At 39.5% G+C, this 23,732-nt stretch carries 25 protein-coding genes and 1 pseudogene; 8 read left to right on the forward strand and 18 right to left on the reverse strand.

Going from position 1 to position 23,732, the window contains the following annotated elements:
* Positions 1–27: 27 nt before the first annotated feature.
* The 3 genes from ACQKKK_RS03395 to ACQKKK_RS03405 all read right to left on the reverse strand — a co-directional run bounded on the left by ACQKKK_RS03395 (position 28) and on the right by ACQKKK_RS03405 (position 3,427).
* Positions 28–1,005, reverse strand: a complete 978-nt coding sequence (locus ACQKKK_RS03395) for an alpha-ketoacid dehydrogenase subunit beta (protein WP_061462266.1) — start codon at positions 1,003–1,005, stop codon at positions 28–30.
* Positions 1,006–1,008: 3 nt separating this feature from the next.
* The gene (gene pdhA, locus ACQKKK_RS03400) at positions 1,009–2,124 is read right to left on the reverse strand and encodes a pyruvate dehydrogenase (acetyl-transferring) E1 component subunit alpha (RefSeq protein ID WP_427614113.1); all 1,116 of its coding nucleotides are present in this window, start codon (positions 2,122–2,124) and stop codon (positions 1,009–1,011) included.
* 640 nt (positions 2,125–2,764) lie between these two features.
* On the reverse strand, positions 2,765–3,427 hold the full coding sequence (locus ACQKKK_RS03405) for a YkyA family protein (protein WP_427614114.1): 663 nt from the start codon (positions 3,425–3,427) through the stop codon (positions 2,765–2,767).
* Positions 3,428–3,637: 210 nt separating this feature from the next.
* Between ACQKKK_RS03405 and ACQKKK_RS03410 the strand changes: the two genes are divergently transcribed.
* Positions 3,638–3,796: a YjcZ family sporulation protein gene (locus tag ACQKKK_RS03410; protein ID WP_427614116.1), complete on the forward strand. Its 159-nt coding sequence runs from the start codon at positions 3,638–3,640 to the stop codon at positions 3,794–3,796.
* 237 nt (positions 3,797–4,033) lie between these two features.
* Positions 4,034–4,588, forward strand: a complete 555-nt coding sequence (gene def / locus ACQKKK_RS03415) for a peptide deformylase (RefSeq protein ID WP_427614118.1) — start codon at positions 4,034–4,036, stop codon at positions 4,586–4,588.
* Positions 4,589–4,638: 50 nt separating this feature from the next.
* On the opposite strand, the gene ACQKKK_RS03420 is transcribed toward def, so the two are convergent.
* Positions 4,639–5,406, reverse strand: coding sequence for a Cof-type HAD-IIB family hydrolase (locus ACQKKK_RS03420; RefSeq protein WP_427614120.1), 768 nt, complete (start codon positions 5,404–5,406; stop codon positions 4,639–4,641).
* A gap of 954 nt (positions 5,407–6,360) precedes the next feature.
* Between ACQKKK_RS03420 and ACQKKK_RS03425 the strand changes: the two genes are divergently transcribed.
* From ACQKKK_RS03425 to ACQKKK_RS03435, 3 genes and pseudogenes are all read left to right on the forward strand, one after another.
* Positions 6,361–6,570, forward strand: a complete 210-nt coding sequence (locus tag ACQKKK_RS03425; RefSeq protein ID WP_289324278.1) for a DNA-dependent RNA polymerase subunit epsilon — start codon at positions 6,361–6,363, stop codon at positions 6,568–6,570.
* Between the two features lie 3 nt (positions 6,571–6,573).
* Positions 6,574–8,244, forward strand: coding sequence for a ribonuclease J1 (gene rnjA / locus ACQKKK_RS03430; protein WP_061462260.1), 1,671 nt, complete (start codon positions 6,574–6,576; stop codon positions 8,242–8,244).
* 336 nt (positions 8,245–8,580) lie between these two features.
* Positions 8,581–9,265 (forward strand): annotated as a pseudogene (locus ACQKKK_RS03435) (transposase).
* A gap of 95 nt (positions 9,266–9,360) precedes the next feature.
* On the opposite strand, the gene ACQKKK_RS03440 reads toward ACQKKK_RS03435, so the two are convergent.
* The 8 genes from ACQKKK_RS03440 to ACQKKK_RS03475 all read right to left on the reverse strand — a co-directional run bounded on the left by ACQKKK_RS03440 (position 9,361) and on the right by ACQKKK_RS03475 (position 15,987).
* The gene (locus ACQKKK_RS03440; protein WP_427614123.1) at positions 9,361–10,020 is read right to left on the reverse strand and encodes a potassium channel family protein; all 660 of its coding nucleotides are present in this window, start codon (positions 10,018–10,020) and stop codon (positions 9,361–9,363) included.
* A gap of 59 nt (positions 10,021–10,079) precedes the next feature.
* Positions 10,080–11,210, reverse strand: a complete 1,131-nt coding sequence (locus tag ACQKKK_RS03445; RefSeq protein WP_427614125.1) for an N-acetyldiaminopimelate deacetylase — start codon at positions 11,208–11,210, stop codon at positions 10,080–10,082.
* Positions 11,211–11,278: 68 nt separating this feature from the next.
* The gene (gene dapD / locus ACQKKK_RS03450; protein WP_427614127.1) at positions 11,279–11,989 is read right to left on the reverse strand and encodes a 2,3,4,5-tetrahydropyridine-2,6-dicarboxylate N-acetyltransferase; all 711 of its coding nucleotides are present in this window, start codon (positions 11,987–11,989) and stop codon (positions 11,279–11,281) included.
* Positions 11,990–12,113: 124 nt separating this feature from the next.
* Positions 12,114–12,998 (reverse strand): LysR family transcriptional regulator, encoded by an 885-nt coding sequence (locus tag ACQKKK_RS03455; RefSeq protein ID WP_061462256.1) that lies wholly within the window; start codon positions 12,996–12,998, stop codon positions 12,114–12,116.
* Between the two features lie 293 nt (positions 12,999–13,291).
* Positions 13,292–14,788 carry an MDR family MFS transporter gene (locus tag ACQKKK_RS03460; RefSeq protein ID WP_427614129.1) on the reverse strand — a complete coding sequence of 499 codons (1,497 nt, stop codon included), beginning with the start codon at positions 14,786–14,788 and terminating at the stop codon, positions 13,292–13,294.
* Between the two features lie 128 nt (positions 14,789–14,916).
* Positions 14,917–15,354, reverse strand: a complete 438-nt coding sequence (gene cbpB / locus ACQKKK_RS03465) for a cyclic-di-AMP-binding protein CbpB (RefSeq protein ID WP_427614131.1) — start codon at positions 15,352–15,354, stop codon at positions 14,917–14,919.
* Between the two features lie 121 nt (positions 15,355–15,475).
* On the reverse strand, positions 15,476–15,622 hold the full coding sequence (locus ACQKKK_RS03470) for a hypothetical protein (protein WP_089362373.1): 147 nt from the start codon (positions 15,620–15,622) through the stop codon (positions 15,476–15,478).
* Between the two features lie 125 nt (positions 15,623–15,747).
* Positions 15,748–15,987: a YkuJ family protein gene (locus ACQKKK_RS03475; RefSeq protein WP_061462253.1), complete on the reverse strand. Its 240-nt coding sequence runs from the start codon at positions 15,985–15,987 to the stop codon at positions 15,748–15,750.
* A gap of 183 nt (positions 15,988–16,170) precedes the next feature.
* Between ACQKKK_RS03475 and ACQKKK_RS03480 the strand changes: the two genes are divergently transcribed.
* Positions 16,171–17,130 (forward strand): MBL fold metallo-hydrolase, encoded by a 960-nt coding sequence (locus ACQKKK_RS03480; protein ID WP_427614134.1) that lies wholly within the window; start codon positions 16,171–16,173, stop codon positions 17,128–17,130.
* Positions 17,131–17,224: 94 nt separating this feature from the next.
* Positions 17,225–17,458, forward strand: coding sequence for a glutaredoxin family protein (locus ACQKKK_RS03485; protein ID WP_427614136.1), 234 nt, complete (start codon positions 17,225–17,227; stop codon positions 17,456–17,458).
* Positions 17,459–17,524: 66 nt separating this feature from the next.
* Here ACQKKK_RS03485 and ACQKKK_RS03490 read toward each other — a convergent pair whose 3' ends face one another.
* The 4 genes from ACQKKK_RS03490 to ACQKKK_RS03505 all read right to left on the reverse strand — a co-directional run bounded on the left by ACQKKK_RS03490 (position 17,525) and on the right by ACQKKK_RS03505 (position 21,750).
* The gene (locus ACQKKK_RS03490; protein ID WP_427614138.1) at positions 17,525–18,010 is read right to left on the reverse strand and encodes a DUF3993 domain-containing protein; all 486 of its coding nucleotides are present in this window, start codon (positions 18,008–18,010) and stop codon (positions 17,525–17,527) included.
* Positions 18,011–18,191: 181 nt separating this feature from the next.
* Positions 18,192–18,419: a hypothetical protein gene (locus ACQKKK_RS03495; RefSeq protein WP_427614140.1), complete on the reverse strand. Its 228-nt coding sequence runs from the start codon at positions 18,417–18,419 to the stop codon at positions 18,192–18,194.
* A gap of 76 nt (positions 18,420–18,495) precedes the next feature.
* On the reverse strand, positions 18,496–19,701 hold the full coding sequence (locus tag ACQKKK_RS03500) for an EAL-associated domain-containing protein (protein ID WP_427614142.1): 1,206 nt from the start codon (positions 19,699–19,701) through the stop codon (positions 18,496–18,498).
* A gap of 189 nt (positions 19,702–19,890) precedes the next feature.
* Positions 19,891–21,750, reverse strand: a complete 1,860-nt coding sequence (locus tag ACQKKK_RS03505) for an SLC13 family permease (RefSeq protein ID WP_427614144.1) — start codon at positions 21,748–21,750, stop codon at positions 19,891–19,893.
* A gap of 160 nt (positions 21,751–21,910) precedes the next feature.
* Here ACQKKK_RS03505 and ACQKKK_RS03510 point away from each other — a divergent pair, with 160 nt between their 5' ends.
* Positions 21,911–22,774, forward strand: a complete 864-nt coding sequence (locus ACQKKK_RS03510; RefSeq protein WP_427614146.1) for a metallophosphoesterase — start codon at positions 21,911–21,913, stop codon at positions 22,772–22,774.
* Between the two features lie 170 nt (positions 22,775–22,944).
* Here ACQKKK_RS03510 and crcB read toward each other — a convergent pair whose 3' ends face one another.
* Positions 22,945–23,307: a fluoride efflux transporter CrcB gene (crcB, locus tag ACQKKK_RS03515; protein ID WP_427614148.1), complete on the reverse strand. Its 363-nt coding sequence runs from the start codon at positions 23,305–23,307 to the stop codon at positions 22,945–22,947.
* Positions 23,304–23,684, reverse strand: coding sequence for a fluoride efflux transporter FluC (locus tag ACQKKK_RS03520; RefSeq protein WP_427614149.1), 381 nt, complete (start codon positions 23,682–23,684; stop codon positions 23,304–23,306). The genes crcB and ACQKKK_RS03520 overlap by 4 nt, the downstream gene beginning before the upstream one ends.
* Positions 23,685–23,732: the final 48 nt, after the last annotated feature.

Below are 23,732 nucleotides of genomic sequence, written 5' to 3' on the forward strand. Positions count from 1 at the left end.
GGACATTCATTCCATTGCTTAAGATTGTTAAAACTTCAAGACTTTAGTCGCCGTTTCAATAATATCTTTATAATTAGGGAGCCATACTGTTTCAGCTTGTGAAAACGCGAATACCGTATCAGCAGCCGCCACTCGCAGTACTGGAGCATCCAAGCTCAAAATGGCACGTTCGTTAATTTCCGCGACAACATTCGCTGCTATGCCAGCTTGCTTTTGTGCTTCTTGAACAACGATAGCGCGTCCTGTTTTTTCTACTGAAGCAATGATTGTATCAATATCCAATGGAGATACAGTCCGTAAGTCGACCACTTCGACGGAATGACCTTCCTTAGCCAATTCTTCAGCTGCCTTGATTGATTCCTGTACCATCGCACCATACGTAATAATGGATAAATCCGTTCCTTCTCTTTTCACATCCGCTTTTCCTAATGGAATTGTATATTCTTCCTCAGGAACTTCCTGACGGAAAGAACGGTACAATTTCATGTGCTCAAGGAAAATGACAGGGTCATTATCACGAATCGCTGAAATCAATAAGCCTTTTGCATCGTAAGGAGTTGAAGGGATAACTACCTTTAACCCTGGTTGCTGAGCCATTAAACCTTCTAAGCTATCAGCATGCATTTCCGGAGTATGCACTCCGCCGCCAAAAGGTGAGCGAATTGTAACCGGCGCACTGTAACGTCCGCCTGAACGGTAGCGCATACGAGCAAGCTGACCGCTTACGGAATCCATTACTTCATATATAAATCCAAAGAATTGAATTTCAGGAACAGGACGGAAACCTTGTAAAGAAAGACCGACCGCTAATCCACCGATTCCAGATTCAGCAAGTGGTGTATCGAATACACGATCTTCGCCGAATTCTTTTTGAAGATTTTCCGTCGCACGGAAAACTCCTCCATTAAGACCAACATCTTCCCCAAAAACGAGTACATTCTCGTCATTTTTAAGTTCTGTACGTAATGCTTCTGTAATTGCTTGAATCATCGTCAATTGAGCCATGGCTTACTTCGACTCCTTCTCTTTATAAATTTCATATTGTTCTTTTAAGTTATAAGGCATTTCTTCAAACATGTTTTCAATAAGGTCTGTAACCTTTTGCTTAGGTTCTGCATCTGCCTTTTTGATTGCTTCTTTAATATCTTCTTTTGCTTTTTCTATCGTTTCGTTCTCTAGTTCTTCATTCCAAAGTTTTTTGTTTTCCAAGAACTTGCGGAAACGCACCAATGGATCTTTCAGTTCCCACTCGTTATCCATATCAGAAGTACGGTAACGTGTCGGGTCATCCCCAGCCATCGTATGTGGTCCATAACGGTATGTTAATGTTTCAATCAATGTAGGGCCTTCACCATTAATTGCACGTTCACGTGCCTCTTTAGTTGCTGTATATACGGCCAACGCATCCATACCATCAACTTGGATTCCAGGAATACCTGCCGCCACACCCTTTTGGGCTAGTGTTTTCGCTGCTGATTGTAAATCAACCGGAGTCGAGATTGCGAAACGGTTATTTTGCACGATGAAGATAGCTGGCGCTTTAAATGCACCTGCAAAGTTAATTCCCTCATAGAAGTCACCTTGTGAGGTTCCACCGTCACCCGTATATGTAATCGCTACAGCTTTTTTACCGCGTTTTTTCAAACCAAGAGCCACTCCGGCAGCTTGGATATATTGAGCGCCGATAATGATTTGCGGGGAGATGACATTGACGTCTTCAGGAATTTGATTTCCCTTAAAATGTCCCCGGGAGAATAAGAATGCTTGCCAAAGCGGCAGGCCATGCCAAACGATTTGCGGAACATCACGGTAACCAGGTAGAATGAAATCCTCTTTCTCCAAAGCATACTGTGAAGCGATTTGAGAAGCTTCTTGACCGGCAGTCGGTGCATAGAACCCTAATCTGCCTTGACGGTTCAGTGATATGGAACGTTGATCCAAGATGCGAGTATAAACCATACGACGCATTAATTCTTGCAGTTGCTCATCACTTAAATCAGGCATTGCCGCTTCGTTAACGACTTCTCCCTCTTCATTTAAAATTTGGAAAGTTTCAAATTGTTCTTCCACTTTCTTAAGCTGATCTTCAACATTAATTTTAGCTTGTTTTGTTTTTTGAGCCATTTGGCACCTCATCCTTTCATTAAAAAGGTTTGCTATTATTATTCTCTAAAGCAAAAATAGTTTGCTTTATAGTTTCTTCAACAATTCATTCTTTTATTTTCCCCTTAAGACCAATCCCTCAAACGTGAATATGCTTAATATGTCTCAATCTTATTCTGTACTATAAAAAAAATCAAGGAAAATGATACAAGAACTTTTACAAATTAAGTTTACAAGATGAATTAACATCAAGTCAATCACTTGGAGTTCCTTATTTTTTTGATTTAAGAGAATCTCCAATGCTCACACTCCTTCTCTGTATCAGTTTTCATTTTATAACTGTACTATTAATCCCCCACCATTTTTTAATTTATGGATGAATAAGGATAATATTTCAATCCCTCCGCATATCCAATCGATTCCAAAACCGCTTTAACTAAAGGCATTTGAGCCCTTAAGATAATATTCTAAAAAAATATTCAAACGCTTTCATATCAGTCTGCTGTTAGATTTTCTATTTTCATTTTTTTTTAGTACAGATACTGAAATTTCACCTTCAGCTAATTGCATTTAAAAATCATTCTAGAATTTTTCAGTTTATAGAAAACTGGATACACAAAAATGGGCTGTGAGTGAGGATCACAGCCCATCATTACTTATATTATTTTGTTGAGTCAGCCATTTCTATGCCCGAACTGTCATAAAAACTTTCTTTTTTTTGATTGGATTTTACCGTTAATGCATTAAATTGCTCATTCGCTTTCAAAACTTTTATATAAGAGGTATTGATTTTCTCAATTTGCCCTTGTAGTTCATCCATTTTCAAATCCTCTTTTTTAAACAGTTCATATAATTTACGATCATTTGCCAGACTTTGTTGATAGGCATCATATAAGTTGTCGTAGGTGCTATAACGTTCACTCATGACCTTTTTCATTTCAGTCGCTTCTTTTTTTACCTTTTCATCTTCTATTTTCCCAATTTGTTCATCTATTTTATTAAATTGTTCTTTCGAGGATTGCATGCTGCTTTGTTCCTTTTCAATTATTTCCTCCCTTTGGTCAATATTCTTGGTTGCTTCATCTGAAAGCTCGACGATTTGTTCATACTCTTCCAAGCCAAGTTTAATTATTTTCTCATATTGTTCTTTTTCTTTTTTCTCCAAATCATTAAGCGGCTCTTGATTCTCAGTGAAATCACTTTCCTTTTCTGCAGTTTTCTCTAGGATCTTGTGGATTCTTTCTTCCGGTGAACCATTAAAACAACCGGTCAAGATCGCTAAAAAAAGAAGTAAAATAACATATGGACCAAAACGCTTCAACATAGACAGCTCCTTCTGATAGTTCTTCGTAGATTCATATTTCTCTAAATTTCCGTTTAAGCACAGACACTTGTACTAATCATATTCCGAACATGAATTTTTCATTACTGGGCTTAAGCCTACACCCTTTAAACCATACTGCATAGGCTGTAGGGACCGTTTCAAATCAGAGTGGTCAACATTTTAATAATACAAAAACGGAGGTATGAAATTATGTATGGAGGTTACACCCAGGATTGTTGTTATCCGGTTTCCGTTGAACCCAGCTTTGGTTACGGTGGAGGTGGAGGCTGCGGCGGCTTTGGAAGCGGCTTCGCCCTAATCATCGTCCTGTTCATTCTGCTCATCATTGTCGGCGCCTGCTTTTGCTAAACAGATAATTACTATTACCTTTACCCGAAAATGTTATCTATTTACCCTGATTCACAAAAATAGTTCTATTTTTTTCAAAAGACCTCAACACGTAAATAAAATAATGGCTGGGATAGGAATTTGGCGACCGATTCCATCCCTCCCATTTCCCTTCCATAGAACAGTCCATTAACTTTCAGCATTTTTTTTGTTAAAATAGCCTATACATATTTAAGAATTTTTATGGGGTGAAAGATTATGCTTACTATGGATGATTTTGTTAAGGAAGACGATCCGATATTAAGGAAAGTCGCGCTGGAGGTCCCACTTCCGGCATCAGATGAAGATAAGCAACTTTTAGCTAGCTTGATGGATTATGTCCAAAACAGCCAGAAGTCCGATATTGCTGCTCTATACGGGTTAAGAGCAGGAATTGGCTTGGCTGCACCACAGGTTAATGTTTCAAAAAGGATGATTGCGGTTCATTTGAAAGAAAAAGATGATCAACTTTATAGCTATGCACTTTTCAACCCAAAACTGATTAGTCATTCAGTGGAGAAAGCATACTTGACATCCGGGGAAGGCTGTCTTTCCGTTAATCGCACCGTTTCCGGCTATGTGCCACGTTATGCTCGAATAACGGTTGTGGGTACTGACCTGGAAGAAAAACCGGTTCAACTCCGCCTTAAAGGCACCGCAGCCATTTGTTTTCAACATGAAATCGACCATCTTAATGGAATCATGTTTTATGATCATATCAATCAGGAAGACCCCTATGCCGTTCCGGAAAATTCCATTGCGGTGGAAAGGTAACGTATAAGCGACAAAAACTCCCGTCTTTTGGTTGACGGGAGTTTTTATTTTTAAATCAGTTCAAGTTCCTTCAAACCAAAAAGTATGCCATCATCATCGACATCCTTCGTTACAAAGTCGGCCTCTTGCTTCACAAGTTGACCGGCATTCCCCATTGCCACGCCATATCCCGCTACTTTTAACATTTCTATATCATTTAAGCCATCTCCAAAGGCGTAAACATCTTCGAGAGCAAAACCGACTTTATCCATTAATATTTTAATGCCTTCAGCTTTTGAACCCCCGAATGGAAGTACATCCGTCGAGTATTCATGCCATCTAATAAAGTGAAAGTCATCGTATTTTCCAACAAAATTCCCTTCTTCATCTCCCGAGCAGAATAATAAGGCCTGATATATTTCATGGTCCTCATAAAAGTCTGCCACATGTTCAGGGTGTGGAAACTTAAGGGTGCTTAGTGCTTCTTCAATTCTGCTATGATGCGGGACACTTGATTTCATTGTCTCCTCATTCATGAAAACGATTGGTATTTCATTATTTTCAGCATGTTCATGAAGCCTTTTTATCTCAGGTATGCTCAAAGGGTTTTTATAAACGACTTTCCCTTCAAAAACAACGTATTGTCCATTGAAGCTTACGAATGTATCGATGCCCAGCTCTTCCCTTAAAGACTCGAACATGAACGGTGCCCTTCCTGTGGCAATCGCTACGAAAACTCCACTATCCTGTAGTTGCTTAATGGCTTTTTTCGTTGAAGCAGGTAACTTTTTTTCATGATCGAGCAATGTTCCGTCAATATCAAAAAATACGATTTTCACTAACGATTCACTTCCAATTCATTCATTTTTCCTTTTTTAATATGTACCCATTTAATAATTGTCATCAAGATAAGTCAAGTAACTCTACCGGATTCCACTAAAGTTACGGTTTTTATCCAAGAATGAGCATATACTATTCTTATTAGAACTAAAACTCAAGTTTTCCACCTTACACTTCTCCCCTCCTACTTGCCTCTGAAATCACAGTTGCCGGTATGAATGAGCCTTTTTTTTCAGGAAATGGGCCAAGTACCTGTAAAGACATATTTACATTATTGAATAATCCTATACAATAATAACTAAGGGAGCGTGATCGCCATGTTAAAAAAGCTTCGTAAAAAGCTTGTTAAACAGTGGAATGATCTTTTAAGAAAAAAATCTATCGCATGATTTGCCATTCGTATCCTGCCTTGGCCGTCATCCATTTGCGAATTTTTTTCGGACAGCCCTTCAAAAACTTGCGGAGGGCTTCTTCCTTGTTGTAAAGTTCTTGTTAAGCATTCTTTCTATCTTGGCTTTGATATGCAAGGTGAATACATATTTCATCAAATTATTAGTCGTTGTCTTTTCATGAAACGCTGTACCCAGTGGTACTATATAATTAAGAAAGAAATCGTTTGCGAAAAAAGATCCCATTTAAATAAGATAAAGTGAGTAAACTATTTCCGCATGAAAACAAGCTTACAGAAACTTTTCTTTATCAATTTAAGTTTTACACATAGTAAAAACGGATAGGATATAAGATAGAGGAAGCTATAATTGGATTGATACCCGATACCTGCCATCTATTTTTTTATATACTTTTTTAGACATTGGTATATTTAATTCATCAAAACCCCTTCCGTTTTTATGGCGGAGCTGGGTTTATTTTTACATGATGTTGAAAAACATGAAAAAATTGTTGTTTTTATATATAATGAAAAAAGCAATGCAAACAAGTGAGGAGAGATTAAAATGGTTTTTAAGGTATACTATCAAGTAACCATAGCAGAGGTTCCCATCAGGGAGAATACTAAAACAGTGTTTATCGAAGGGGAATCCGTTCGTGACGTCCGTTTAAAATTAAAAAAAGAACCTTATAACGTAGAAATCGTACTACCGGTAACCGGAGCATATTTAGAATATGAAAAACAAAATGAAGATTACAAAGTATTGGAGCTATAATTTATGAAATTTGTAAAAAATGATCAAACAGCTGTATTCGCCCTGGGCGGTTTAGGCGAAATCGGTAAGAACACATATGCTGTTCAGTTTCAAGATGAGATCATCGTCATTGATGCTGGAATTAAATTTCCTGAAGATGAACTTCTAGGTATTGACTATGTGATTCCGGATTACAGCTATTTAGAGAAAAATGTAGATAAAATTAAAGGTGTTTTCATCACGCATGGCCATGAAGACCATATTGGCGGGATTCCTTATTTACTTAGAAAAGTGAATGTCCCTGTATACGGCGGGAAGCTAGCACTTGGGTTACTTCGGAATAAATTGGAAGAACATGGCCTTTTACGTCAGACAACCATGATTGAAATCAGTGAAGATGAAGTGATCAAGTTCCGGAAGACTTCCGTCTCTTTCTTCCGCACAACTCACAGTATCCCTGATTCTTATGGAATCGTTGTAAAAACGCCTCCTGGGCAAATTGTCCATACTGGTGATTTTAAATTCGACTTCACACCTGTTGGCGAGCCAGCAAACTTGACTAAGATGGCTGAAATCGGCAAAGAAGGCGTATTGTGCTTACTCTCGGATAGCACAAATAGTGAAGTGCAGAACTTCACTATGTCTGAAAGCCGTGTCGGTGATACCATTCAAGACATTTTCCGTAAGGTTGACGGCCGGATTATTTTTGCAACGTTTGCATCGAACATCCATCGCCTTCAGCAAGTTGTAGAAGCAGCCGTTGCTAATGGCCGTAAAATAGCTGTTTTTGGCCGCAGCATGGATTCTGCCATATCAATTGGCCAAGATCTTGGTTATATCGTAGCGCCTAAAGATACATTTATAGATGTACAGCAATTAAATCGTATGCCTGCGAACAAAGTAACCATCCTTTGTACAGGCAGCCAAGGCGAACCAATGGCAGCCCTGTCGAGGATAGCAAATGGGACTCACCGTCAAATTCAAATCATTCCTGGTGATACAGTCGTATTTTCTTCTTCACCTATTCCAGGTAACACAATCAGTGTTTCCAGAACGATTAATCAATTATATCGTGCAGGAGCAGACGTCATTTCAGGGCCACTGAATGATATTCATACTTCAGGGCATGGCGGACAGCAGGAACAAAAACTAATGCTTCGTTTGATTAAGCCAAAATTCTTCATGCCAATCCATGGTGAATACCGTATGCAAAAACTTCATGCCCGTCATGCAGTCGATTGCGGTGTTCCGGAAGAAAATTGCTTTATCATGGATAATGGTGAAGTTCTTTCCTTAAGTGAAAACACAGCACAAATCGCTGGTAAAATCCCTTCAGGTTCTGTTTATATCGATGGAAGCGGCATCGGGGATATCGGTAATATCGTCTTACGCGATCGTCGGATTCTTTCCGAAGAAGGTCTTGTGGTTGTCGTTGTCAGCATCAATATGAAGGAATTCAAAATTGCATCCGGCCCTGACATCATCTCACGCGGATTTGTTTATATGAGGGAATCGGGAGACCTGATCAGTGATGCTCAATCCTTAATCACTAAGCATTTAAATAAAGTGATGGATCGTAAAACTACTCAATGGTCTGAAATTAAAAATGAAATTACAGACACTTTATCTCCATTCCTATATGAAAAAACTAAACGCCGTCCTATGATCCTACCGATCATCATGGAAGTCCAATAAACAAAAAAGACCAGCCATCATATGGCTGGGTTTTCAGACTATGGACAAACTCGATTATAATTGAGTTTGTCCATAGTCTTTTTTAGGTTTGCAAAATTTGACCGTTGATTGGAACGTAGGGCAGTCCGCCCACGGCGCTTTTGCGCCTGAGAGTCTCCCTTGGTCGCGCTTTTCCCGCAGGAGTCTTGTATCCCCGTTGGCAATCAACTTTGTTTTAACAGTTAGATAGAACCCCATTTGCCTACAGTCCTTTTTGTTTTAAAACAGGAGGATTAAAACTTGAGGTGAAAAGGATGCTTTCTAATCATGATTCTATTATAACGAGATCAACTTGAAATGATTTACTTTAGATCGACTGGTGCCATCGAACCATTGGTTCGTAAAATGGAGGCATCCATTGATTTCTGTTTCATTTATGACTTGGTGAAAGATATGTATTCAGAAGTCAGCGTAAATAGATTGAAGAAGTTGAAACCAACATGCCCGTTGGTTTTTAGGTTAAGGTTTCCATGATAAAGTGCCACGCTTCTCTACGATCGCGAAAAATTATGGGCAAAGCTTTAAAGATACTGACCTGTTTGAACAGATTTTCTATCACATTTTAATGAAAACTTCCGAAAGTAAACTGATAAGTGCAGAGTATGTATTAGTTGATTTCACACATGTGAAATCCAGTGCATATAAGGAGGAAATTTGAAAAGAAAATCGTTCGTAAAGAAACACGAGCCTATCAAGGACTCCTTCAAAAAATCGTGAGTACAAATCATTTGTGCGACTTGTTACTTTTATCACAGTGTACAGAAAGTAAAGACCATCAGAAAGCGGTGACACGCTATATTTGGCAAGAATTATGGAAGAAGCAGATAATCTGCGACATTATGAAGATGTAAAATCTATATATGCAAAATGCAAAGAAACGATAGAGCGTGTATTCGCAGATGCAAAAGAAAAGTATTATAAACTTAAAAGAATGTCGACGCAGGCTATTCTCTATATCTGCTTCAAATCCAATAAAAAATAAAAAAGGTTTCGGATGAGGCCATTCCGAAACCTTTTTGTTTTCCTTTGATAATAGAAAGTGAGCGCTGCTCAATAATAATTTAGCAAGACGCTTGCTTATTCTACTATTTTTTTTTCGAAACGATTGATGTCCGAATCCGCTCCGATGACGATTAATACATCACCTTTATGTATTAAATCGCTTGCCTGTGGGGAGACATTTATTTCGTTCCCTCTTTTAATCGCGACGATATTCAGTCCATAGTGAGCGCGGATATCAAGATCAAATATTGAATTTCCATTCATCTTTTGGCTCGCAACAATTTCGACGATGGAGTGTTCATCAGATAGCTCCAAATAATCGAGAATATTATTGGAGACGATATTATGTGCAATCCTTCTCCCCATATCTCGTTCGGGGTGCACTACAAAGTCGGCCCCGATTTTACGAAGAACCTTCTCATGATAATCATTTTGCGCTTTTACCGTAACATTTCCGACACCCAATTCCTTAAGCATGAGAGTCGTCAATATACTTGCTTGAATATTCTCGCCAATCGCGACGATGACGTGATCAAAATTACGAATTCCTATGTTTCTCAGCACATTTTCATCTGTCGTATCCCCTACTACGGCATGAGAAGCTATTCTGGCAAATTCATTCACTCGATCTTCATCTGCATCAATGGCCAGAACTCCTAATCCCTCTTCAGCCAATGTCTTGACTATACTGCCGCCAAAACGACCAAGTCCAATCACCGCAAACTCTTTTTTCACAATAAGCCCTCCAACATCATTCGTTCTCTCTTTAATGTTCCATACTAAAAAAACGTTTTTTAAGCTCCGTTTCCTTTAAACGTTATATAATCCGTTAAATGGTTAATCGCGAGTTCAATCGCACTTTCATCCGGACTTAACTTAGCATGGTGCAATCCGTACTCTGATGAAACCCCTAGCCAGAACATGAAACCTGGAATCTCCTTTAACATATATCCAAAATCTTCACCGGTCATCGCTTCAGTACAGCGATGCAAATGAACATCCGATGCCTTGTCTGTAAATTCCATGAATTCCCGGGTCAGCCTTTCTTCATTATACACCTGATGATACATCGCACCATAGTCGATTTCTGCCAAGCACTCATATCCAACTTGTATACCATCCACAAGCGCTTTTATTCTCGACTTGACCATTACCATCGATTCGGGGTTAAGGGTCCGTATTGTGCCCTCTAACCGCGCTGTCTCCGCTATAATATTTTGAACAGTGCCTCCAGTAACCTTCCCAACTGTAATGACAGCTGAATCAAGTGGATTTACATTCCGCGAAACGATGGTTTGCAGCTGCCCTACAAGCGAGCATGCCGCGATGACCATGTCTTTTGTTTCATGTGGATAGGCTGCATGCCCCCCTTTACCTTTCAAATCGATGTACAATTCAGATGTATTGGCAAATAGAAGCCCTTCTTTAACGGCAATCGTTCCAACTTGATACTCTGGAGCAATATGTAAAGCAAGGATCATGTCAGGCTTCCATTTTTTCATGGTCTCCGATTTAAGCATCGGTTCCGCACCACCAGGGCCCTCTTCTGCTGGCTGGAAAATGAATAGCAAGTCATCATCGATTTGATTTTCGGCGAAATATGTCAATAATCCCAAACCGATGCTCATATGAAAATCATGGCCGCAGGCATGCATATATTCCTTATGTTTGGATGCGAAGGGCAGTCCAGTTTCCTCTTTTATCGGCAGTCCGTCTATATCTGCCCGATAGCCAATTATTTTCCGCGGGTTCCTTCCCTTCACTTTTACGAATATCCCTGTTCGCCAAGTTTCTATTTCCATTCGCTCAGAGGCAAGATTCGTTATGTAATTCAATAGATATTGCTGCGTCTTAAATTCTTTAAATCCTATCTCCGGTATTTGATGCAAATCACGCCGGATCTCGGCAAAAGGATTTGTTTTCACATTATTCCCTCCTATACAGAAAGCGTGGATAATTATATCCACGCTTAAGGCAATATTCACTTAAGAAATTAAAGTTGGCGAAGTTCTTGCATGATCTCTGTTTTTGATTTAGTTTTTTCATCAATTTGTTTAATGACCTTCGCCGGGATACCAGCAGCCACTGAGTATGGCGGAATGTCTTTCGTTACAATTGCACCAGCCGCTACAACTGAACCTTGACCGATTTTCACACCTTCAAGAACCACCGCATTAGCTCCGATTAAAACATCGTCTTCCAAAATAACCGGTTGTGCGGAAGGAGGCTCGATGACACCTGCTAATACCGCACCTGCTCCAACGTGACAGTTTTTACCCACTGTTGCACGTCCGCCCAGTATTGCATTCATGTCGATCATTGTGCCTTCACCAATGACGGAGCCAATATTGATCGATGCTCCCATCATGATCACTGCGTTGTCACCGATCGATACTTGGTCACGGATTATTGCTCCAGGCTCGATACGGGCTTTGATGCCTTTAAGGTCCAATAAAGGAATGGCAGAGTTACGGCGATCATTTTCAACTACATAATCCTCAATTTTTGTCCCCGCTGCCTTGATTGCCTCTTCGACTTCAGACCACTCACCGAATACAACCCCTGTATTTCCTGTAATGAAGGTTTTAGAAGCTGGTCCAAAATCCATACCTTCTAAATTACCTTTGACATATACTTTTACTGGTGTCGATTTTTTACTATTTGAGATAAAAGAAATAATTTCGTTTGCATCCATTTTATTCATTCCGGGTAAAACCTCCTAAATATGTATCATTACTCGTCTTAAATTTACCAGACAACTGCCGGCAAGACAAGTTGAATGTCACTCTTAAACATTATTCTGCCCTATTGACATATTCGTCACGGACTTATAACATTCCTTGTTGGCGAATATGCTCTTTCACCACTTCCGTGAATGCTTGGACTTGCTTTAACTGGAAGGCAGATTCATAGCCGCAAAGCCATGTATCCCGTTCGATTGAGTGATTATGACCATCTAGAAGAGGGATTTTAAAAACATTCGTATCTTTATCATGTAAAGTGATTGCAGGCAGGATTGCATATCCTATGCCGTTAAATACCATTTGTTTGCATGTTTCAATTTGATCCACGACTATGGTGTTTTTGGGTGTCGTTTTAAATTGCCTGTGCCACCAGTCCTGAATTTCCTGATAATAATTCGAATCGCTTTTAAACTGAATGAATGGCCGGTCCGTTTCAAACACTTGATTCAGTTCCTTCATTTCAGTATCCACCAAATAAAGCATATCTGTAAATAAATGCTGTTTAACCCCTTTCCAATCCGGGGCTCCCCTTATGATGCCAATATGTACTTGTCCTTCATACAAAGACTTTAAAATCTCACTGCTCCAGCCAGTGATTAATGAAATTTTGGCATACGGATATTTTTGAACGAATTTTTTTAATACTTGCGGAAGCCAATTTTGACCGACAATCGAGGCACAGGCTATTTTCAAAGTACCATATACTTCATGATCCATAGCTTGGATACTTTCCCTGACCTTTTCTTCTTTTTCTATTACCTCATTGGCCAAACGGATTACTGCTTCTCCTGCAGGTGTCAGCGACAGCCCTTTTTGTGAACGCAGAAACAGTTTCGATCCCCAATCCTTTTCTATTGATTGTAAACGCTGTGATAAAGCCGGCTGGGAAACGAACAACCGCTCAGCAGCTTTTCTCATATTCATTTCCTGAGCAAGTACGGATAATAAATGAAATTCTGAAAACGACATACACACCAACCTCTTGATAATTAATTCTTATCATGATGACTTAATTTATTTAAATTTAATTATCAACAAAGTCCGCATATAATACAAGGGAAAAGAAATGGAGGGAATATCCTTTTACGATTATATTATTGCAGGTCACCAGTTTTGCAGCATCCGATTCAGGCACATCGACAGCTGAAATTCACATACGGTAAACGATCGCATGATTGATTTCATTGATCATCTGAGTCGCATTTCCCTACCATTTAAAGGCAAGCTCCAATTATGAGTCTGACTTTTTCTCATATGCCTTCTTATTTCTTTTTTAGTCTTGTAAGTAACACGAAACTGATTACTGAGAAGACTAGAACAATGAGATAAATCGTTTGTAAAGACAATGTAAGTCCTTCCTGTAAAACCTTTACCACATTTTCAGGGAGCTTCATACGTTCTTCACTGTTCAACAGTTTATTTGCCGTATCTATCGTCACTCCCGAACCAGATGGTGCATGCTCGTTTAAATAGGCTTGAAGCCTCGTATTCATGATTCCTCCAAGTAATGCTGCACCTACCGTATTTCCTAGATTACGCATGAACATATTAGAAGCCGTCGCAATCCCCCTGCGTTCCCAGCTCACTGTTTTTTGAATGACGACAATGAATGAGGTAGAAGTCAAACCCATCCCTACACCAACAAAGAAGGATCCCATGGCAGCAATAAGTGGCCCTGCTTCTGGCTTCATCCATACTAGAATCAAACTCCCAAGGATCAACGAGCACCCTCCAAGGAGGGAGGTCGATTTGAAGCCTATTTTCATCAATAACTTGCCAGATACGATTGAAGCGATCGGCCAGCCAATTGACATGGCTGTTAATGTAAACCCAGCTACCGTAGGAGAGCGTTCCATCACACCCTGAACGAATGTCGGGAGGAAACTTGATAATCCTATCATCATCACCCCTGTCGTCAGAGATACAAGATTCGCAATCAGGATGGAGCGCTCCTGCCAGATTTCAAATGGCATCATCGGTTCGGCTGCTTTCATTTCTTGAAGAATGAATAAGATAAAGGCGATGACGGCAACTAATGCCAGGGAAATGACTGGAGCTGAAGTCCATGACCATTTTACTCCCCCTTCTACGAGTATCACCATAAGAGTGGATATGGATAACGTCAATAGGGTTGCACCGAGGTAATCGATATCACGTTTTTTCTTTTCAATTTTTTCATGAAGGAAAACCCAAATCCCTATAAAAGATAATAAGCCCAGAGGAATATTAACCCAAAATACAAGCTTCCAAGTCAGGGATTCAACGAGCATGCCGCCCAAAGCCGGCCCCATGACCGCTGAAATGCCCCAAACACTCGATAGATACCCTTGGACGCGTGCCCTCTCTTCATTTTTATAGATATCACCAACAATCGTTGAAGCTACAGGAGCTACAGCCCCGGCCCCAAAACCTTGTACAAAGCGATAAATGATGAGTTCCGTCATAGAATTGGCAAAGCCGCAAAGAAGGGAGCCAATTAAGAAAACAACGATTCCAAATAATAAGACAGGTTTTCTCCCAAGAATATCTGAGAGCTTTCCATATATCAAGACTGTCACGGCGTTCATTAACAAATAGCCTGAAAACACCCAGCTGTAAAGTGAAAAACCACCTAAATCGCTTACAATGGCTGGCATAGCCGTCGAAACAATCGTCCCTTCAATAGCATTCATAAACATAGCCAACATGATGGCTGCTAAAATGAAGGGACGTTTCAATTTTTTATTATGTACTTTTGCACTATCCACTGCTTGGCCCAATTTCCGCCATCCTTTCCTAATAAGCAATAACTATTTTTGATTTTACCACCAACTGGTGCAATATGTAAAAAACAAGAAAACTCGCCAATTGGCGAGTCTTAAGGTTAACCATATTCAGCCTTACATTTTTATTCAGGTGTATTTTGTTTAAATACTTTTTTCAAGATTGCTCTTCTAGTTAAGATACCTTCAAAGACATGTTCGTCATTCTCTACACAGACAAACGGATGATCGATTAACAATTCCACACCCTTAGTCAAGGTATCTTCAATATGCAGGCGAGGTATTTCTATATTCATTATTTCAGAAACTTTTTTATTCTCAAGATTATCGAATTCAATTCGTTCCAGTCCCAAAATTGAATCAAGAATGACTGGTGTGCTGATTAAGCCATGCAGTTTATACATCGGATCTAACACAGGAATGGCCGTATAACCGCTCTTTGTTAATACCAAAAGTGCATGTTCTAAATTATTGGTTACCTGCACGTGGGCCACGCGTTCAGAAGAAATCATTAAGTCTTTAACGCTGGATTCCAATAAATCCCCATCATGAGTACCGATCATGTTAAAACCCCTTACCATATGTTTTTATATACAGCTCTTTGATTAGTTTAACATATGTAAGCAGAAAAGGCTCATTCCTAGTACAATAAAATCCCAAACTGCGGGACTTTGACAAAGCTCCTTACCCCTTACTAGTTTTAATGTTAACCTGTTTAAAACCGCATTCCGGGCATTGATAAATCACATTTTGGTTTGATTGGGCCGTTAAAACATTTTCCATTTCTCTTTCTTCTCCGCAAACAGGGCAAATTACCATTGGATTTTTCATTTTTATCCCTCCAATTAATAAGATGTCGTAAAAATCACTTCTTCATTCAAAAAGTGATAATTGAACGGTTTCATGGAAAATAAAAAAAAGCCGCTTCCATGGGAAGGCGACTTTTCATAATTTTTTTAAGATTGAAGAAGATCAAAGATTTCAATGGTAATCATATCAATATTATCGAATTGATATTTTGCTGATTTCCCTTTATCACTGTATACTTCAAGCTCGAACATTTCTGTTTTGCTGAAATATGTAACCTGGCACTTTTTCACACCATCTATTTCAAAAAAACGTTGAGCAGATTCAGATTCCTTCGCTTGCTCTTGAAGACTTTTCAATCTGGTAAGAATGCCCTGTAATTGAGACATACTCCCTCTCCTTTCTGAATAAAACCTTTTCGATAGGTTTCACTATACCATACTTTTCTATCCAGTAGCCACGCTGAAATAAATTCAGAATAATTTAAACCTTCATTCTTTACATGGTACTATTAACAGAATAAAATAAGGAATGGATTTTGTACATGAAAAATTTTCTGGAGGTAGGTTCTATTGCAAAACATTAGTGAACTTGGTTATCGCATTTCATTGATTGATGGTTTTGATTTGAATAGAAGAAATCGAACAGGAACATATGTAATTGCCGATACAGACATCACTTTAGTCGAAACTTCCGCCAGTCCTTCCATCCCCCACTTAATGAAGGGTCTTGAAGATCTGGGAATCTCCCCCGTGGATATTACATATATCATTCTTACCCATATACATTTGGACCATGCAGGTGGAGCTGGACTTTTTTTACAACATTGTCCGAACGCCAAAGTGATCGTCCATCCAAAAGGTGCACGGCATCTAGTAGACCCAACACGTTTGATCGCTGGGGCTAAAGCTGTCTATGGTGAAGAATTCAATGAGCTTTTCAATCCGATTTTACCTATTCCATTTGAAAGAATACAGACTATCCATGATAAGGAATCCCTAAAGACCAGTGATAATTCCTCTTTGACCTTTTATGACACCCCAGGGCATGCAAACCATCATTTAAGCATTTTCGATTCCGTATCAAAAGGCATGTTTTCAGGTGACACCGTAGGCATCTATTATCGTGAACTCGATGAAGAAGGTTTGGAGTTTTATTTACCATCCACATCACCAAACCAATTTAACCCCGATGCGATGCTTGCTGCAGCGGAATTGTACGAAAGCATCGGCGTCGAGCGTATATATTTTGGCCATTACGGGGTATCGGAAAACCCTAAGGAAGTATATAAACAACTTCATTACTGGCTGCCCAAATTTGTGGAGACTGCCAAATCGGCATATAGGGAATATGATAGCTTTGAGGAACAAGTAGCGGCAACCAGTAAAAATATTTTCACGGAAGTCGCGGTTCATTTAGGTGAAAAAGGAATCATCACTGATCATCCCGTTTTTGAAATCATCGCCATGGACATAAACGTTTGTTCCATGGGGCTGATAGACTATCTGATAAAACAGGAAAAGGATAAGTAAAACGGTTCCATCAAGGTTTTTCCCTATTCAAATGTCCTTCCATTCTTTATAATGAAAAAGTACATCTTACTTATAACATACATGGAGGAATGAAATGAAAGACGTCACGCTTTTTACCCAACCTGATTGCCCTCCCTGCAAAATCATGAAAATGTTCTTTGATGATAATAATATCGTATACAAAGAAAAGGATATTAAAGCAGATGGACATGCACGTAATGAACTAACGAATAAATATGGCGCCTATTCCACACCAACGGTCGTCATCGATGGCAAAGCCATTATCGGTTTTGAACTGGACGAAATAAAAAAAGAACTGAATATATAACAAAAAGTCTAGAGAAGGTTTCCCTCCTCTAGACTTTTTCAGATAAAGGACTTCCTATAAAATACTTCATCTCATTTTTTCGCTTTCATACTTAACGTTCATTACCTTCCAAACGTCATTTTCCTTTTTTAAAGTAACAGATTCCACATGTTTTCCAGTTGTTACAGGTCCGTCCCCTGTATCCTGGAATTCCTCCTGAACATAAATGAACTCACCGTTTTCTCCGTATACAATTTCCGTATTCTTATCGTAACTGAAAAATGGAATATAATAGGGTGCAAAGTCTGATCCAAATGCGGTATAACCGCCATCGACTTTCACTACATTCGCTTCGACAAACTTCTCGATGAAATCACCTGTGAAATGTTTATCCAACTTCCCTTCAATCTCTTCTTTCGTACGTACTTCCTCACTGATCGAACCTTGATTCTTCACTGCATCTTGTACTAAAGATAGTACTTCCTCTCTATTTAAGCCCTCTGCTGAAGCTGTGAACCCTCCTCCTAAAAAAAGAAGGACACTGGCAAGACATGCTACTAAATATTTACTCATTCCAATCATCTCCTAGTTATAGAATTTCTCCTAACGGTTCGGATTACTGCCTCTATCTTTCAATACCCGTCGAGATCAAAGCCAAACTACAAAATCACATTGCCTGAGAAATCTTGATACTTTTGCCACACCTACCAAATAAAAAAGAAGATTTCATGAAATTGAAATCTCCCTTTTACAATTATTTAAAAGCATAGTAAAAAATAAAACCGGCAACCAAAACCGTTCCGACAAAAAGGGAAACGAATACCGGGTTCTTTAAATACGGATGTTCTTTAACTGAATCATCAATAGTCGAATCATATCTGGCTTTCACTTTCTGTGCCCTTGCTACAGAATAAGTATAAAAGAGAAGATATAACGCCATAACTGTAACGATTATGATTAGAATCCAGATGTACGTACTCAAAATATGTCTCCTCCAAGTGCATCATTTCTGCTTATAGTTACACACTTCAAGCGATTATATACATGAGTCCGTTTTTCTATAAAAGGGCTTCATTTTCATATAAATAACTATAAGAAAGATCAAAGAATATGTATTCCTTATCATTCAGGGGATATGAAAAGGTCCGGATGGTTTCTCCCGTTTCAATATCACTGTATAAATCGGATAAAATTCCTTTCTTCTCATTTCGCATCTTTACGATGTTTTCGAGAAAATAAGGTCTCCAGCTCCAATTTTTATTCATATATTTGGGTTGGACTAACCATTGCCCGTCCTTATGGAGGATATTGGGTGACTTTTGATACCCCTCTTCATCACAAATATAAAGCCGAAAACATATGGAATCCAATTTTTTCGCCAAAATACGAAGAAAATCTTCATGGGAGCCAACTCGCTTTTGCTGTTTTAAGAAGCTTTGCATATTTTCGTTGAATTTCAAAGTCTTTTGATAAACGACCTCAAGCTTCTTTGTCTCAAGTGAAATGAAGGACTGACATTCTTGATGGAATTTTTCACGCAGTAAATCTTTATTGATGAACTCACCTTCCGGTTTCGCCAAAAAATACCCTTGATAATATCGTCCACCGTTCTTCCATGCAAAGCGAAGCTGGTATTCAGACTCAATGTTCTCAAATAGTAAATTGGCGCCTATTTTTCGTGCAAGCATGCTTAGAGAAAACAGGATGACCTGATAGGCATCTCCACCTGAAATGCGAAGCTGGTCCAGGTTAACTTTTAAAATATTCGGAGAAATTTGTGCAATTCGGTCCAATTGCGTGTCTTGTCCTAAATGATCGAGAGCTATCTTAATCCCATATGTTTTAAAATAAGCGAGCACATGCTGCAAAGGGTCTAAGTTTTCCGGGCTGATCGTGTCTGATAATTCCAGCACAATCCGGTGCATTTCCTCCGGTTGAAAATGACGATGTAAAATCTCCATGAATTCTTCGCCATGATCCAGCATAAGCAAATTTGGATCTCTGTTAATAAAGATAAGAAAATCTTCACCATAGTCTTTTATTCTTTCCAAGGCTATTTCAAGAACGTAATTATCGACTTCCACCCTATACTCTTCCGGCACTGCAGAATCGTGAAAAAAAGAGCCCAGGCTTTTATATTCTGATTGTTCCTCATAGCGCCCTAAAATTTCATATCCGATTACTTGATGTTGATCTGCACTGAAAATCGGTTGAAAGAATGGTGTCACCCTGTCTAAATTTTTCAATATTTTTTCTGTATCCATGATGCATCTTCCCCCTAATTACGAAACACCAATATGCCAAAATTATACCATTAGTTTCTAGCATTGATAATAAATAATTTTAATTCCTACAACATAACTCTTTTTTTCAGTAATGACTTTTGAATGAAACTGAACGATTCCTCGTCGAAAAGGCATTGTCCATAAATCGAACAATGCCTTAATGCCTAATTAAAAAGGGAAGAACCATGGGATGGCGATCACCATAATAACGCCAATGAAGATCTGTATGGATATCCCGATCATGATAAAATCCTTATACTTGTAATCACCTGCCGTCATAACAAGCGCATTGGTAGTGGCAACCCTAGGCGTGGATAACGCCAAACTGCCTGCAACTGCAAGGCATAGAAATACAGGTAGAGGATCGATGCCTTGATTCACTGCAGATGTCAGGGCAATGGGCGCCATGATCACCGTCGCTGCTCCATACGGGATGAATTGGCTTAGGATAAGTGTCAGGAGGTAAAAGACAGCTAATATGCCGTGTGCCCCGATATTACTGAATAAAACGGCCAGCCAATCACTTATCATTCTCACTCCACCCGTATTATCCAATGCTGCCGTTATTCCGAACATGGCAGCGATCAATAGAACAGGTTCCCAGTTAATCTTTTGGTAAGCATCTTCCATCGAACGGACACAGCCAGTTATTACCATCAACAATGCGGCCGTCAATACCGATAGCACAGCAGGGATTGACTCCATCGACAAAAGAATTACCATCAATGCAGTGATGCCCAAGGCAATCCATGTTTTGCCTTTGGAGTTGACCGGAGAGCCATCTTCCGAAGTACTGCCAATAACGATGACATCCTGTAAATCCGAGGATATCCTCTCAATGTTCTCCCATTCTCCATGTATCAGGATTGCATCCCCCGGTTTCAGACGTTCCGTACCGACATCCGCTTGAATATATTCACCATTCCGATTGATTGCCAGTACATTACATTGGTATTTCTCACGAAAATGCACATCTATCAATGTTTGGTTTTCATAATCCGAATTCGGAACTATCAATATTTCCGTCAATCCAAATCTACTGCTTAGAAAATGTTTTTTTATTTGTTCGGTATTGAAATGCTTAAACTCCAGTTCATAGTTCAGTGCCAATCTCTCAACTGCTTCTTCTTCCCCAAACACCAAAATGATATCTTCAGGATGAAGAACTTCATCCGCTCTGGCTGCAATCGTCAGCTGTCTTTGCAACAGCGGCAATTGCTTATCCTTTGGCTTCCGCTGAATTTCAATCAAAGTCAATTCATACTGGATAGGAAGCTGAAGGTCCGACAGCCTTTCTCCAACAATATCGGAAGTAGCGGGTATATGCAGATAATGCAATCGGTCATACACTTTATACATGCCGGCAAGCTCCCCTGCAGACAGTCCCTTAACACTATTGTTCGCGGCAATCGTTTTCTCAGGTAGTAAGAGGCGCCCAAGTGTTAACATGAAGAATAACCCTGCAGCAAAAGCGATTAATCCCACTGGTGTAAAGTCAAAAAATGATAATGTTCCTATTCCGTTTTGCCGCAATACATCAGCAATGATCATATTGGAGGGTGTACCGGTAAGTGTTAATAGTCCGCCAATACTGCTTGCATAGGCAAGGGGCAATAAATACCTCGTCGGACTTGTTTTTTGTTGTAAAGCCATGCTCATAACGAGGGGAAGCAGTATGGAAACAATGCCCGTTCCACTTAAAAACGCACTTAATATTCCAGCTGTAAGCATGACGATAAGCAGCGATTTCCATTCACTGCCCCCACATAAAGCTAACAACTTATTTCCTGCCTTTTCCACGATTCCTGTATTTAAAAGGCCGGCACCGACGATAAATAGCCCAGCCAGCATGATCACCACTTGATTCGCAAACCCGGCCACTAGTTCATCCAATGTAAGTATCCCCAGTAAACCAAGTATGGAAACCCCACTAAGTGCAATCAAATCTGCGCGGAATTTTCCTTGTATAAAAAGCGCAATGGCGCATAGAAGTATAATCAGTGTAATAAACATTGGTTCGGTCATCATGTTACCTCCGTATAGATGTTCAATTTCAAACCGGATACGGTTTCATTAAACCCCAGTTTACATGTTTTTCATGTGCGTACAGAAGATATTTTCTTCATTTTTTGAATATTGTTTGTTAGTATGAGGAAGTAACATTTTTATATTAGATAGGTTGATTAATTTGAATAAACCCATATCCAGAAGAACATTTTTAAAAAAAAGCCTTAATACATTGGCTACCATAACCGGTTTAGGTATTGGCGGCAGCTATTATGCCCATAATTTGGAGCCGAAATGGTTAGAAACCAAGCATAAAACCATCCGACATCCCCTTATCCCTGAAGGTTTCCATGGCATGAAAATGGTCCAATTCAGCGATACTCATTTAGGTTTTCAATTTCAGCTTAAAGATTTACAAGCAATTGTCAATAAGATAAACCAACTCGACCCGGATGTTATTTTATTTACCGGAGATTTAATGGACCAGCCTAATAAATACAAGGCTCAACAGAAAATCCCTCCTGTTTTGAATCAGCTCAAAGCGCCGCTTGGAAAATTCAGCATCTATGGTAACCATGATCATGGGGGATATGGCTCGGAAATTTACAGCGATATCATGAATAAATCTCATTTTACCATGTTGCAAAATACCTCGACTAAGATTACCTTATTAACGGCTGAAGAAATATTCATTGCCGGGGTTGATGATGCCATGCTTGGAAAACCGGATTTTGAAAAAGCCCTCTCAGGCATTCCAAAAGAAGTGTTCACCATTATGCTTTCGCATGCCCCTGACCTTGCCGATATATCAAGGACTTACGACATCCAATATCAAATAAGCGGTCATAGTCATGGGGGCCAAGTACAAATTCCCTTTGCCGGAGCCCTTGTAACTCCCCCATACGCTGAAAAGTACCGAGAAGGCACGTATGAAATCGATTCGTTAACGTTACATGTTAATAGAGGGCTTGGCACTACCCGGCTCCCTTATCGTTTTCTTTCGCGTCCTGAGTTGACGGTTTACGAATTCCAGGCCGAAAAATGATAAGAAAAGACCACAGGGAAAAACCGCCAGACTTATTAACAAAACCTGTGCGACTAAAATAACTTGTTGCCATAAATCTTTTGTAATGTATTCTTATGAATTATAGCATTAGATGTATATTTGAGAAAACCAGGTTTTTTTTACCAGCAACATGGGTAAGCGGCATAAAGTCATAACATGCTTAAGTAGCCACACAGGAAAGTCCCGATACAACCTATAACCGACACCGATATATAGATAAGACTATCTATATATCGGTGTTTTCTAATAAGTTCGAGTGTTTCCATACTGAATGTGGAAAAGGTCGTAAAAGCTCCCAAGAAACCTATTGCCGTGAAAACTTGTAAAGATAAAGCCCAGCTTTCTTTCTGTGGAAATATCGTTCCTAAACCAAAAGAGCCTATAAGGTTAATCAGTAAAATACTAATGGGTATTGAGCCACCTGGCAATAGCCTATTGAAAATAATCTGTAAGACATATCTAGAGGATGCTCCAAAAAAGCCTCCTATAAAAACTGAAAGAACTTCTATCAAAAGGTCTCACCTCTCCTTATATTAGAAAGGCACAGTCCGAGGAAACCGGCGACCAAACCAAATAAAAGCGTGGCCACAAGATACAGTCCTGCTAATGGCAGAGAAACCTGCAGTAGATTCACCATTTCCTGGGAAAATGTGGACATCGTGGTGAAACCGCCACAAAACCCGCTTCCCAGAGCCAAAAAAACATACGATTTCTTTTTCAAGGAGAAATAGCCACTTATCATCCCAAGTAAAAAGCTGCCTACTATATTTATTAAGAGGGTTCCAAACGGGAAGAAGGAATGGGCAGTGGTCAATATTACGCAATAACGCAATATCGCTCCCGCTGCTCCTCCGAAACCGACGGCAATAATGCTTTTAAACCGATCCATTACAGTCACCCCAAATTTTTCTCACAAGTAGATTCATTATAACAGATT

The sequence above is a fragment of the Peribacillus sp. NPDC006672 genome, from assembly GCF_050274955.1.
Taxonomy (GTDB): Bacteria; Bacillota; Bacilli; order Bacillales; family DSM-1321; genus Peribacillus.